Origin of the sequence: Pseudoflavonifractor hominis (genome assembly GCF_014288125.1) — a bacterium.
GTDB lineage: Bacteria > Bacillota > Clostridia > Oscillospirales > Oscillospiraceae > Pseudoflavonifractor_A > Pseudoflavonifractor_A gallinarum.
Window position 1 is genome coordinate 61,769 of sequence record NZ_JACOPR010000004.1, and the last position, 12,755, is coordinate 74,523.

Below are 12,755 nucleotides of genomic sequence, written 5' to 3' on the forward strand. Positions count from 1 at the left end.
TTTTCTTTTTCGCGGCCTGAGCGCAGGCCGCTCTCTCCATGTCCACGAACTGCTTCTTGTGATTTCCCTCTATCCGTTTTCTGTTTCACACGGTATAATATGCTTGTGACCCGGCCGGTCTCCTGGACCTGCGCTGCCGCCATACCGATGTATGGAGAGAACCGATTTATGGAAGTCCCGGTGTGCGTTGCCCGGTGCAAACAGCCTGCACATCCCTCCCTGCTTTTAAATTGTTATATTTTACCATTTAAATTCTGCTTTGTTCTTTTGCTTTATTCAATATGCTGTATTTCCGATCCGATGTCAATGAGCCGTCCAAAATTTGGTTTTAATACACGCTTTTTTTACCACTTCCGGTTAATTCCAGCAAAACATACCCGCACACAATTGAAATGCGGAGGATGCCATCATGTCTATGGTGAAAAAATTAGCCTATTTGAAAAAGCGGGACGGGATCACCTCGGAGACCGTGGCCGCCCGCTCCGGCATTCCGATCGGCACCTTGAATAAGATCCTCAACGGCCAGACCAAGAGCCCCTCTCTGCCCGCCCTGCGCGCCCTGGCCGCGTGCTTCCAGGTCTCCACCCGCTATCTGATGGACGACACCATCCCTCTGGAGTGCGATACCGGGGTTTACAGCGAGGAGGACGGCTTTCTCTTTCTGAACCGGGAGGAGTCCATCCTGTTTCAGCGCTACCGGAGCCTGGCGCCCTGCGACCGCAAGGCGCTGATCTCCGCGCTGGAGCAGTTCAGCCAGCCGGTCGTCCCCTCCGGCCCCGTTCTGTCCCAGCGCCTCCTCCCCTGCTATCTCCCCGTCTCCAACCCCGGGAGCGGGTCCATGGGGCACCAGTTCCAGACCAAGCTGGTCCAGGCCGACGCCCACTCCCTGGCCGCCGCGGCCGATTTTGCTCTGCTGCTGTCCGACACCTCCCTGGAGCCCGCCTTCCACCCGGGCCACATCCTTCTCTTGCAGTACGGCAGGGTGTCCAACGGGCAGCTGGGGCTCTTTTCCGTCCACGGCGACTGCTACATCCGCTATCTGTCTATCCGAAGCGGGATTTGCAGACTCATCCCCATCAACAACTCTGCACGCTCCATCACCCTCTCCTCCCCCGACGATCTGACCCACTGGGGCAGTGTCCTGGGCTCCCTGGACCCAAAGCGCTGGAAGTGGTGCTGATTTCCATACCTTACACCGCGGGCCGCAGCCGGAACTGGCTGCGGCCCACGATCTTTTCTCCGCTCTTTCCGGCTTTCACAGAAGATTTACAAATCGTACAGCATGTTCTCCTCCACGGAAGACTCCTTTGACGCGGAGGGACAGCTCACCTCCGCCATCCGCTCTGTGACCGGCGGCAGTGAGAAGTATCTCTACACCCTCTCCGGCCACGGGGAGAGCGAGCTCTCCGCCCCCATCTCCCAGGCCATGGAAAAGGCCGGATTCACGATGGCGACGGTCACCCCCCTCCTGACGGGGACCATACCGGAGGACTGCGACCTGCTGCTGGTCAACGGGCCCACCGCAGATCTCTCCCAGGAGGAGTATACGCTGCTGGAGGACTATCTCTCCGGGGGCGGACAGATGGTCTTCCTCTGCTCGGACAGCGAGGAGAACTTCCCCAACTGGAGCGCCCTGCTGGAGAGCTACGGCCTGACCCTGGTGGACGGGTATATCGCCGATGAGGAGCGGTATTATCCCCAGTTCGGCTCCCTGTTTGCCATCGCCGGGGCCATCTCCACCGGGACCGAGGTGACCCAGGGCATGAGCGAGCAGGACCTGACCCTGCTCACCAACAGCCGCGGCTTTACCCAGCAGGAGGACACCGATGCCGTGATCACCCCGGTCCTCACCACCTCTTCCCATGCCTCTGCCGTCACGCTGGACGGCCAGGAGGTCCCCGGCACCTATCTGCTGGCCGCCGTATCGGAGCGCGCCGGCACGGGCGGCGCCACCGGACGGCTCACCGTGCTGGGCTCCAACTCCCTGATCGACGGGGACATTCTCTCCTCCTATCCCAATCTGGTCAACGAGACGCTGTTCCTCAACCTGCTGACCGCCGGGTTCGAGGACGGCTCCAATCTCTCCATCCCGGCCAAAAGTTTGGCCGTCACCTACAATACCATTCCAAATCCCGGACTCTGGAGCGCCCTGTACCTGGTGGTCCTGCCCCTGGTCATTCTGGTGACGGGATTGATCGTCTGGTGGAAACGGAGGAGACAGTGATGAACCGTCAGAAAACCACCCTGGCCGTCCTGTTGGGCCTGCTGGCCCTCTGCGCCGGGGCCTATCTGGCCCTGCGGATGTGGAACAGCAGCCATCCTCCGGCCACCGACACCATTTCGGTTACCGCGTTCTCCGATCCGTCCTCCTTCTCCTTCCTTGGGACAGACGGCGAGACCCTCTCCCTCCTGCTGGATGAGCTCTCCTTCCTGGGCTTCTCCTCCTGCTACGACTATGACGCGGAGGAGAGCGTCCTCGCCTCCTGCGGGCTGACGGAACCCGCGCTGGTGCTGACGGTGTCCTATGACGACGGCCAGAGCTTCACCCTCTCCGTGGGCCAGATGGACGGGGACGGCACTTACCGCTTTGCCCTCCTCAATGACTCCCGCGCCATACAGCGCCTCTCTGCCTCCTCCATCGATGTGCTGATGGGGCTGACCCAGGAGCAGCTGCTGACCGCTCCCGACACAGAAGAAGATACCTGATCCCCTCCTGACCGCAAGCCCCGGCAATCGGGGCTTGCGGTTTGTGCGCGGTCGTACTATGATGGAGGGGAACTGCCCCCGGCAGCATGGATCAAACGATACAAAGGAGAGACAACGATGGAACTGACACGAGAGCAGGGCCTGGCTCTGCTGCGCACCTACAATCAGGAGCCCTTCCACCTGCGCCACGCCTTTACGGTGGAGGCCGTGATGGACTGGTACGCCCGCACCCTGGGCTATGCAGAGGAGGCCCCCTTCTGGGCGATGGCCGGCCTGCTGCACGACATCGACTTTGAGCGCTGGCCCGAGGAGCACTGTGTGAAGGCCCCCGCGCTGCTGGAGGAGGCAGGGGCCTCTCCCGCTCTCATCCACGCGGTGGTGTGCCACGGCTGGGGGATGACCGGCGCGCAGGTCAAGCCGGAGCACGAGATGGAGCGGGTGCTCTTCGCCTGCGACGAGCTCACCGGGCTCATCGGTGCGGCCGCCCTCATGCGCCCCTCCAAGTCGGTGCAGGATATGGAGCTCTCCAGCCTGAAGAAGAAGTTCAAGGACAAGAAGTTCGCCGCCGGCTGCTCCCGGGACGTGATCCGGCAGGGCGCGGAGCTGCTGGGCTGGGAGCTGGATACCCTGCTGGACCGCACCCTCCAGGCCATGAAGGCCGGAGAGGCCGCCATCGAAGCCCAGTGTGCCGCGCTGTGATCCCCGCGCCGCTGGAGTATCCGCCCTATACGGCCCAGCGGCTGTGCCCGGGGCTGTGGCACATCCAGGACGCCACGGCCGACCATCCGCCCGGGACGCAGCCGGACGGGAGCTTTCACAGCCCCTCCAGCGTCTATGTGGTGGAGACCCCCAGCCAGGTCATGGTCGTTGATCTGGGGCCGCCCTACCCGGGGCAGGCCCTGCGCGCCCTGGTGGACCGGATCGCCGGGGGGCGCGCCATCCAGGTGGCCATCACCCACAACCACTTCGACCACATCGGCGCTCTGCGCCAGTTTGAGGACTGCCTCCACCATCTGCCCCAACGCGATCCCATCCAGACGGCCGCCCCATCCCGCCTTCTCACCGGGGGCGAGTCTATCGCCCTGCCCCCCTATCACTTTCAGGTCCTGGCGGTTCCGGGACACACCCGGGGGAGCCTCGCCTTCTACGAGCCGGAGCAGGGCTGGCTCTTCACTGGGGACGCCTTCGGCTCCAGCTATGTCTGGCTCCTCTTCCTCCCCGACGCTGTGGAGGTCTACCGGGACACGCTGCGCCGGACCCTGGCGCTTCTGGGGGAGCAGGAGGATCTGCTCCTCCTGCCCGGGCACCGCTACCAGCAGCAGCTCCTTCCCGTCCCCGGGATCGATCCCCGCTCCCCCCGCAATCCTCGGCTGGGCCTCCCCTATCTCCGGGACATGCTCACCCTGAGCGAGCAGATTTTGGCCGGCACCGCCGCCTCCCGCTCCTTCCAGGCCTGCGGCCGGGAGGACCTGGCGGCCTACACCTACGGCCGGGCCGAGATCGACGCCCTGCTGCCCGGCCGTCCGCCGGTGGAGCTCTGAACTTTCACCAAATTTTAATCTTTCTTCCGCCCTCCCTCTGTTGCTTTTTCCCCATGGAACGGCTATACTAAGGAGTATTCGCACCGGAACTTTTTGGTACAACAGAAGGAGAATGTATTTTGAATCAGTCAGCAAACGGCAAAAAACGTCGTTCCCCCCGCAGTAAAGCGGGAAAGATCCTCTTGAATCTGGTGGTCACCCTGGTGGTGGGTCTGGTCTATTTCTACGTGTCCCTGCCCGCCCTCAACCCCCAGTCCGGTGATTTTTACAGCTTCATCGGCCTGCTGTGCATCACCTATGTCATCTCGGCCCTGATCACCTCCGGCTTCTCGTCGGGTCTGGACCAGGCCGCCATGCCCAAGGAGCACTTCAAGGAGTATTTCCGCTTCATCAAGCAGCAGTGTCTCCCCATCGGCGTGCTGTTCCTGGCCCTGATCGCCGTGGCCCTGGTGGGCCAGGTCATCTCCATGCCCATCTTCCGGGCGGGGGCCTACCGGGATCTGCTGACCGTGGAGACCGGCGACTTCGCCAAGGAGATCACCCAGATCTCCTTCGACGAGATCCCCACCCTGGACAAGGACTCGGCCAATTACCTGGGTGACCGGCAGATGGGTACCCTCAGCGACATGGTCAGCCAGTTTGACTACTCCAACGAGTCCACCCAGATCAACTACCAGGGCCGCCCGGTCCGCGTGGCCCCCATCGCCTACGCCGACCTCATCAAGTGGTTCACCAACCGCACCCAGGGCCTGCCCGCCTATGTGGTGGTGGACATGGTGACCCAGGAGGCCAAGGTGGTGCGCCTCTCCGAGGGGATGAAGTACTCCTTCTCCGAGCCCCTCAACCGCAACGTCATGCGCCACCTGCGCTTCTCCTATCCCACCTACATGTTCGATACCCCCCGCTTTGAGATCGACGAGGAGGGCACGCCCTACTGGATCGCCCCCCGGATCATCAAGACCATCGGTCTCTTCGGCGGCACCGACACCAAGGGTGCAGTGCTGATGAACGCCATCACCGGCGAGTGTCAGTACTATGAGGAGGTCCCCTCCTGGGTGGACAATGTCTGCAACCCCAACCTCATCATGGAGCAGTATAACTACCACGGAACGCTGGTCAACGGCTTCATCAACTCCATCTTCGGTCAGCGGGATGTGACGGTGGTCACCCAGGGCTACAACTACATCGCCCTCAACGACGACGTGTACATGTACACCGGCGTCACCTCCATCAACTCCGACCAGTCCAACCTGGGCTTCCTGCTCTCCAACCAGCGCACCAAGGAGACCAAGTTCTACAAGGCCCCCGGCGCCACCGAGGAGGCGGCCAAGGCCTCCGCCCAGGGCGTGGTGCAGGACCTGGGCTACACGGCCACCTTCCCCCTGCTCCTCAACATCGCCGATGAGCCCACCTATTTCATCCCCCTCAAGGACGCCGCCAACCTGGTCAAGAGCTATGCCATGGTCAACGTGGCCCGGTATGACATTGTGGCCACCGGCAGCTCGGTCACGGCCTGTGAGCAGCAGTATATCCAGCTCCTGGCCCAGAAGGGGGTCACCTCAGAGGAGGAGCTGCCCCAGACCCAGGTCAGCGGCGTGATCGCGGAGATCCGCTCGGCGGTCCTGGACGGAAATACCTACTATTTCCTCCGTCTGGAGGGCGATGAGACCTTCTACACCGTGTCGGCTGCCCAGAATCCCACCGCTGTGATCCTCAACGTGGGCGATACGGTCACCATCCAGCACGAGACCCGGGAGGGCGCCTCCGACATTCTGAGCGGCTCCTCGGTCACGCTGGACCGCAGGGGCGACGGCGCTGCCGTCCCCGTGGTGCCCTCCGCCGTTCCCGCCCTTCCCCAGCCCAGCGAAACGCCTGCCGTGGAGGAATCCATCCCTCCCGCAGCGTGATCCTCTTCTAGTTCCAAGCATATTAGCCCCGTCCGATTCTGAAGAACCGGACGGGGCTGTGTTTTATCCGCCCATCCCGGCATAGGATAGAGTAAATCAGGATGGGAGGCCGCGCCGATGGAGACCATCTCGCTGTGTATGATCGTAAAAAATGAGGAGGCCGTACTGGAACGCTGTCTGAACAGCGCCCGGGGGATCTGGGACGAGCTGATCGTGGTAGACACCGGTTCCCAGGACCGGACGCGGGAGATCGCCGCCCGCTTTACCGACCAGGTCCTCTCCTTCCCCTGGCAGGACGATTTCTCTGCCGCACGCAATGCTTCCTTTGAACGGGCCTCCGGCTCCTACTGTATGTGGCTGGACGCAGACGACGTGCTGCTCCCGGAGGACCGGGACGCCTTTCTCGCCGTGAAGGAACAGGACCTGCCCGAGGCCGATGTGGTCATGGCCCGCTATCAGACTCTGGACGCAGACGGGGCCCCCGTCCTCTCCTATTACCGGGAGCGCATCGTGCGCAACGTGCCCTGGCTGCGCTGGAGCGGCGCGGTCCACGAGGCCATCCCACCGCTGGGCCGCGTGGTATACATCGAGGCGGCCGTCACCCACCGGAAGGAGCGCCCCGGCGATCCGGACCGGAACCTGCGCATTCTGGAGGGGCTGCGCGCCTCCGGGCGCAACCTCTCCCCCCGGGAACAGTTCTACTATGGCCGGGAGCTCTACGAGCACGGCCGCTATGAGGACGCCGTACAGGAGCTGGAGCTCTTTCTGACCGTAGGCTGGGGCTGGCGGGAGAACAATCTGGAGGCCTGCCGGGTCCTATCGGCCTGTTACAGCGCCCTGCACCGCCCCCGCTGTGCCCTGCGCGCCCTGCTGGAGTCCCTGGCCTTTGACGCGCCCCGGGCCGAGATCTGCTGCGACCTGGGCAATTTCTTTCTGGAGCGGGAGGATTACCGCTCCGCCATCCGCTGGTATGAGCAGGCCCTCTCCTGTACCCGGGACGACCGCTCGGGCGCCTTTGTCCGGCCGGACTGTTACGGTTATCTCCCCGCCATGCAGCTTTGCGTCTGTTACCACCGCCTGGGGGAGCGGGAGCAGGCTGTGGCCTGGAACGAGCGGGCCGGGGCGTTCCGGCCGGACGACCCGGCGGTCCTGCGCAACCGCGCCTTTTTCGCGGGCTGAGCGCCCAAATACAAAAAGCCGGTCCGGAATATTTCCGGACCAGCCCAGCGTGTCGAAAAACTTCGACACGCTTCTCAAAAATGCACTTGATCGACAGCCTGAGCCGGTCCGGAGAAAACTCCGGACCGGCTCTTTTCAATATCCGTTGACGATGGCATCCAGCACTTTGGAGGCCACAGCTCCGGCGGTGTCGGAGCCGCTGCTTCCCTCCTCCACCAGGACCACGAAGGCATAGGGGGCGTCCTCGTTGCGGAGAAAACCCGCAAACCAGGTGTTGGGGGCCTTGCCGCCACCCACCTCCCCTGTGCCCGACTTGGCGCAGATGTCCATGTTGGGGAAACGGCTGCTGCCATAGGTCTGGGCCACATTGTTGGCCATCATATCCGCCAGACGGCTGGCGGTGTCCCGGTCCACCAGAGAGGCGGTCTGTTTTTTCAGGTAGAAGGACGCGGGGGTACCCAGCGGGGTCTCCGTCTTCTGGATGAGCTGGGGGACGGCAGCCTTCCCGCCGTTTGCCACTGCTCCCATCCACACCATCATGGCGCAGGGGTTGACCAGGTCGTTATACTGTCCCACACCGGCCCAGCCCAGCTGGTTGGGGGTGGTCCCCACGTCAAAGCGGCCTGCCGCCGTGGGGATCCCGTTTACCTTGTACTGGCTGGTCAGTCCGGCCTGGGTCACATAGCGCTCCATGGTCTCCGCGCCCAATTCGGCGGCCAGCTGGCCGAACACCCCGTTGCAGGAATTGGCAAAGGCCCCGTAGATGTCCATCTCCCCATGTGCGTGGGGACAGGTGATGACCTCGCCCCCCACCTGGGTGGAGCCTGTACAGGTAAAGGTCCGGCTGAACAGATCGGGGATCTCCTCAATGGCGGCTGTCAGGGTCACCGTCTTGAAAATGGAGCCCGGCGTAAAGGTCCCCGAGAGAAAACGGTTCAGGTAGACCCCGTCATAGCGCTCGTCCCCCTCCTCAATCACCGGCGGATTGGCCGGGTCAAAGCTGGGCGAGGAGACCATGCACACGATCTCTCCGGTCTTGTAGTTGTAGACGCCCACCGTCCCCTTTTTGCCGCCCAGGGCCTGGTAGGCGATGTAGTTGTAGCGGGCGTCCAGGGTGAGGTAGAGGTCGTTCCCCTCGCCCAGGGGGCTGTACGCGCCGGTGAGCAGATTGTAGCCCGAGAGCTTATCCGCAAAGGCCACCAGCGCGCCGGTGCCGATGTTGCCCGACGGGTCGCCCACCGCATGGAGGGTGGCCTCCCGCACGGTGGCATTGTCGTAATAGCGGCGGTTCCCCGCCTCGTCCACCCAGGAGAGCACGTCGCCGTCCCGGTCCAGGACCCGCCCCACGGCCAGCTGTCCCTGGCTGTTGTAGAGATGGCGGTTGGCGGCGAAGCCCGCCCAGCGTCCGCCGCTGAGCACAAAGCGCACGCAGAACAGTCCCAGGCCCAGCAGCATGGCCAGGGCCAGCAGAAGGCAGACTACCGCCCGTTTTTCAATCTTCTTCATCGTCCGCCTCCGCTCCGTATCCGCCGTATCCGGGCCCAAAGTCAAAATCAAAGTCCACCAGATCCTCGTCCTCTCCGGTGGGGATCACTCCGCTCCGGCCCCGGGTGGAGCGGCGGGCCAGGTGCTCCTGCCGCTCAGGGCCCTTTCTCCGCCCGGGCAGGCGGATGGCAAAGCTGGCGTTCTGCCGGGTGTCGGTAGCCTTCAGGAAGGCCAGCAGGCCCCAGGACGAGAGCATGGAGGAGCCGCCGTTGGACACGAACGGGAAGGTCACGCCGGTCAGCGGCAGGATGTCCACCGCGCCCAGCACGTTCAGCGCCGTCTGGAACACCATCATGGAGGTGGCCGCACAGGCGGCAATGATATAAAAGCTGGACCGCCCCGCCCGGCAGGCCCGCACCGCAAAGACCGCCAGGGTCAGGATACAGCACACCGCCAGGACGGCGATGACGAGGCCCCACTCCTCGCAGAGCATGCCGAACACCAGATCGGTGTCGGCGGCCGGGACCCGGTAGAGCCAGCCCCGGCCTGGTCCCACGCCCACCAGACCGCCGGAGGCCGCCGCCGACATGGTGCGGGTCTGCTGAAAGCCTCCGTCCGAGGCGTACTGCCAGGCATGCCCCCAGGTGGCAAAGCGCCGCAGGATGTAGGGCTTGAGGGAGAGCAGCATGAACCCGCCGAAGACGGCCGCGCCGCAGATGAGGGCCAGGGTGGCCCAGTCTCCGGAGCGGAGATAGGCGATCACCAGGAAGGTGATGAAAAAGATGGCCGCGGTGCCGAAGTCGCTCATCAGCGCCAGGCAGCCCATACAGGCTCCGGTCAGGACGATGAACAGCCCCAGGTTCCGCTTCCGGAAGAGGCGCTCCAGCGTGGCGGCCCCGGCAAAGATGTAGCAGATCTTGGCCACCTCCGAGGGCTGGAAGGAGATGCCGCCGATGCTGATCCAGTTGGCCGCGCCGTATTTCACCTGCCCCACCACCAGGGACAGGCCCAGCAGGCAGATGGCCCCCACTGCCATGACCCAGCGGATCTTCTTCACCCGCTCCAGGTCCCGGAGAAAGATCCCCAGCACCAGGAAGAGCACCAGCCCCAGCAGCATGGCGGCCAGCTGCTTGAAGAGGGCGTGGGGCGCGGAGGACGCGGTCACCGACAGGGACAGGGTACACAGGAAAAAGGCAATGAGCTCCATCTCAAAGCCCACCCGCCGCAGCGCCCGCAGGGTGAGGAAGTAGATCCACATCAGGGCGGTCAGCGTAAAGAAGGCCAAGGGCAGGGAGACCTCGGCCTCCTCCCCCGCCGCTACCACCAGCTGGAGGGCGGCCAGAACCTGAAAGACCGTCAGGAGCACCAGCGGCCCCCAGGGCGAGGAGGGCTTCTCCACCCTCCGGCGGCGCTGCCGCCGCTCCTCCTGCTCCTCCTGGGAGACCGGCAGCAGCACGGTCTCCACTCCGCCCAGGCTGAGCACGTCACCAAAGGTCACCGGCGCGCTGCCCTGGACCGGCTTTCCATTGACCCGTACCCCGCCCTTGGAGTCCAGGTCGTGGACGGTCCAGGTGTCATCCTCGGCACGGATCAGCGCCGCGTGCTGGCGGGAGACCACCGGGTAGTTGAGCACTACGTCCGAGGACTTTCCCCGCCCAAGAATGTTCTCCCAGTGGGTCAGGGGCTCCTCCGCCCCGTTGGGCAGGGTCAGGTAGGCCCACACCTCCGGCAGATGGGGAACCTTTAACAGGGAGCGGATGGCCCCGGCCAGAATCCCCAGCGCCAGCACCGGGAACACAAAGCGGACCACCGAGGTAAACCAGGCTGCCAGCATGGGATAACGGGCCGGCAGCGTCAAAAACGCATGGATCAGATCCTGCGGCTGTGATAAAAGCAATGCGACATCCTCCTTTTTAACGGAATCCAAAGGGATTGCCTCCTATTATACCACAACTTTTTCCCCGCGCAAATCGGGCCGTTTTGCCCCCCGCTCCAGGCGGCCGGAGCCCCCCCTTCCGATTTCTCCGGGGGAATTTCAAAAAAACGGTTGACTTTTCTTGGATTTGTATTATACTTATAAGTACAAAATAAAACTCAATAGTTTAAACTCATTATATTGAAAAATTCTATATCGTTCGGATGACATGACCGAGAGAGTGCGATACAATCGCCGCCGAAGGGGAATCAGAAAATCTCTCAGGCAAACGGATCGGCCATTGACGAGACTCTGGAAAGCGTGGAAGTTTTTTCCTCGCACCGAAGATGCAACCTCATCTATGTGAGGGAAACTTTCAGGTTATGACAGAGCGTATAGCATTTGCTATGCGCTTTTTTCATACCATGCAGTAACCGTCAGTATAATTTCTAATTTTTCTAGTTTACATTATCACAGGAGGTCATGATCATGGAGCGAAAAACCCCACTTTACGACTGCCACGTGGCGGCAGGCGGTAAAATTGTCCCCTTTGCAGGCTGGCTGCTGCCGGTCCAGTACAGCGGCGTGGTCGCCGAGCATATGGCGGTGCGCACGGCCTGCGGACTCTTTGACGTCTCCCACATGGGCGAGCTGGTCCTCCGGGGCAAGGACGCCCTGGCCAATCTCAACCGCCTGCTGACCAACGACTACACCGACCTCCAGACCGGCCACGCCCGGTACAGCCTCATGTGCTATGAGAGCGGCGGCGTGGTGGATGACCTCATCGTCTACAAGTGTTCGGACGAGGCCTATCTCATCGTCGTCAACGCGGCCAACTGCGAAAAGGACGCCCAGTGGATCTCCGAGCATCTCTCCGGCGAGTGCACCATGGAGAACATCTCCGACTCCGTGGCCCAGGTGGCCCTCCAGGGTCCCAAGGCCGAGGCGGTCCTCTCCAAGCTCTCCAAGACCATCCCGGCCGGCAACTATACCTTCATCGCCCAGGGCGAGGTGGACGGCATCCAGGCCCTGGTCTCCCGCACCGGCTACACCGGCGAGGACGGCTTTGAGATCTACTGCGCCGCCGCCGATGCCCCCGCCCTGTGGGAAAAGCTCCTGGCCGCCGGCAAGGACGAGGGACTCATCCCCTGCGGCCTGGGCGCCCGCGACACCCTGCGCCTGGAGGCCGGCATGCCTCTCTACGGCCACGAGCTCTCCGCCGAGATCAACCCCTACGAGGCGGTGCTGGGCATCTTCGTCAAGATGGATAAGCCCGACTTCATCGGCAAGGCCGCTCTGGAGCAGGCCCGTCCCGTCTCCCGCCGCAAGGTTGGCCTGAAGGTCACCGGACGGGGTATCATCCGGGAGCACTGCGACGTATACGCCGGCGAGGAAAAGGTGGGCTTCGTCTCCTCCGGCACCCACTGCCCCTACCTGGGCTACGCGGTGGGCATGGCCATGGTCCCCGTGGAGTACAAGGAGCCCGGCACCAAGCTGCTGGTGGACGTGCGCGGCCGCAAGGTGGAGTGCGAGGTCATCAAGACTCCCTTCTACAAGCGGGCCCAGTGATCCTCTTCCCTTTTGAACCAAAACTATGTACATAAAAAATCAAAAATTATATCGATAAAGGAGAAATTATTATGAACTTTCCTGCTGATCTGAAGTACGCCAAGTCTCACGAGTGGGTTCGCCAGGAGGGCGACACCTATGTCATCGGCCTGACCGACTTTGCCCAGGACGAGCTGGGCGACATCGTCTTTGTCAACCTGCCCCAGGAGGGCGACGCCGTCTCCGCCGGCGAGGCCTTCTCCGACGTGGAGTCCGTCAAGGCGGTCTCCGACGTCCTCTCCCCCGTCTCCGGCACCGTCGTGGCCGTCAACGAGGAGCTGATGGACGATCCCGCCAAGGTCAACAGCGATCCCTATGGCGCCTGGTTCATCAAGGTCGAGAATGTCAGTGATGTGGAGGAGCTGCTGGACGCCGCCGCCTACGAGGCCCACTGCGCCGCGGAAAAGGAGTAAT

The 12,755-nt window shown here is 63.0% G+C and carries 11 protein-coding genes and 1 riboswitch; of the genes, 9 read left to right on the top strand and 2 right to left on the bottom strand.

What is annotated here, in order from left to right; translation table 11 throughout:
• Positions 1-409 precede the first annotated feature (409 nt).
• The 7 genes from H8S34_RS08080 (at position 410) to H8S34_RS08110 (ending at position 7,333) form a co-directional block, all read left to right on the top strand.
• Positions 410-1,180, top strand: a complete 771-nt coding sequence (locus H8S34_RS08080; RefSeq protein WP_186963648.1) for a LexA family transcriptional regulator — start codon at positions 410-412, stop codon at positions 1,178-1,180.
• Between the two features lie 102 nt (positions 1,181-1,282).
• Positions 1,283-2,224 (top strand): Gldg family protein, encoded by a 942-nt coding sequence (locus H8S34_RS08085; RefSeq protein WP_186963650.1) that lies wholly within the window; start codon positions 1,283-1,285, stop codon positions 2,222-2,224.
• On the top strand, positions 2,224-2,706 hold the full coding sequence (locus H8S34_RS08090; RefSeq protein ID WP_186963653.1) for a hypothetical protein: 483 nt from the start codon (positions 2,224-2,226) through the stop codon (positions 2,704-2,706). The genes H8S34_RS08085 and H8S34_RS08090 overlap by 1 nt, the downstream gene beginning before the upstream one ends.
• A 117-nt stretch (positions 2,707-2,823) precedes the next feature.
• On the top strand, positions 2,824-3,405 hold the full coding sequence (locus H8S34_RS08095) for a hydrolase (protein WP_101692922.1): 582 nt from the start codon (positions 2,824-2,826) through the stop codon (positions 3,403-3,405).
• Positions 3,390-4,247, top strand: a complete 858-nt coding sequence (locus tag H8S34_RS08100) for an MBL fold metallo-hydrolase (protein ID WP_186963655.1) — start codon at positions 3,390-3,392, stop codon at positions 4,245-4,247. The genes H8S34_RS08095 and H8S34_RS08100 overlap by 16 nt, the downstream gene beginning before the upstream one ends.
• Positions 4,248-4,366: 119 nt before the next feature.
• Complete coding sequence (locus tag H8S34_RS08105) at positions 4,367-6,154, top strand: CvpA family protein (protein ID WP_186963656.1); 1,788 nt, start codon at positions 4,367-4,369, stop codon at positions 6,152-6,154.
• A gap of 117 nt (positions 6,155-6,271) precedes the next feature.
• Positions 6,272-7,333, top strand: coding sequence for a tetratricopeptide repeat-containing glycosyltransferase family 2 protein (locus tag H8S34_RS08110; protein WP_186963658.1), 1,062 nt, complete (start codon positions 6,272-6,274; stop codon positions 7,331-7,333).
• Positions 7,334-7,468: 135 nt separating this feature from the next.
• Here H8S34_RS08110 and H8S34_RS08115 read toward each other — a convergent pair whose 3' ends face one another.
• A complete protein-coding gene (locus H8S34_RS08115; protein ID WP_186963659.1) occupies positions 7,469-8,839 on the bottom strand; it encodes a penicillin-binding transpeptidase domain-containing protein in 1,371 nt (456 codons plus the stop codon).
• Entirely contained in the window at positions 8,826-10,715 is a 1,890-nt protein-coding gene (locus H8S34_RS08120; RefSeq protein ID WP_353654833.1) for an FtsW/RodA/SpoVE family cell cycle protein, read from the bottom strand. The genes H8S34_RS08115 and H8S34_RS08120 overlap by 14 nt, the downstream gene beginning before the upstream one ends.
• A 242-nt stretch (positions 10,716-10,957) precedes the next feature.
• Positions 10,958-11,040, top strand: a riboswitch (glycine riboswitch).
• A 182-nt stretch (positions 11,041-11,222) separates the two neighbouring features.
• Here H8S34_RS08120 and gcvT point away from each other — a divergent pair.
• Positions 11,223-12,302 carry a glycine cleavage system aminomethyltransferase GcvT gene (gene gcvT / locus H8S34_RS08125; protein WP_186963661.1) on the top strand — a complete coding sequence of 360 codons (1,080 nt, stop codon included), beginning with the start codon at positions 11,223-11,225 and terminating at the stop codon, positions 12,300-12,302.
• A gap of 71 nt (positions 12,303-12,373) precedes the next feature.
• Complete coding sequence (gcvH, locus tag H8S34_RS08130; protein WP_101692916.1) at positions 12,374-12,754, top strand: glycine cleavage system protein GcvH; 381 nt, start codon at positions 12,374-12,376, stop codon at positions 12,752-12,754.
• Position 12,755 lies beyond the last annotated feature (1 nt).

Excerpts from the sequence above, each read along its gene's own strand:
- H8S34_RS08115 (WP_186963659.1), bottom strand. The coding sequence starts at position 8,839 with ATGAAGAAGATTGAAAAACGGGCGGTAGTCTGCCTTCTGCTGGCCCTG.
- H8S34_RS08095 (WP_101692922.1), top strand. The coding sequence starts at position 2,824 with ATGGAACTGACACGAGAGCAGGGCCTGGCTCTGCTGCGCACCTACAAT.
- H8S34_RS08080 (WP_186963648.1), top strand. The coding sequence starts at position 410 with ATGTCTATGGTGAAAAAATTAGCCTATTTGAAAAAGCGGGACGGGATC.
- H8S34_RS08090 (WP_186963653.1), top strand. The coding sequence starts at position 2,224 with ATGAACCGTCAGAAAACCACCCTGGCCGTCCTGTTGGGCCTGCTGGCC.
- H8S34_RS08085 (WP_186963650.1), top strand. The coding sequence starts at position 1,283 with ATGTTCTCCTCCACGGAAGACTCCTTTGACGCGGAGGGACAGCTCACC.
- gcvT (WP_186963661.1), top strand. The coding sequence starts at position 11,223 with ATGGAGCGAAAAACCCCACTTTACGACTGCCACGTGGCGGCAGGCGGT.
- gcvH (WP_101692916.1), top strand. The coding sequence starts at position 12,374 with ATGAACTTTCCTGCTGATCTGAAGTACGCCAAGTCTCACGAGTGGGTT.
- H8S34_RS08110 (WP_186963658.1), top strand. The coding sequence starts at position 6,272 with ATGGAGACCATCTCGCTGTGTATGATCGTAAAAAATGAGGAGGCCGTA.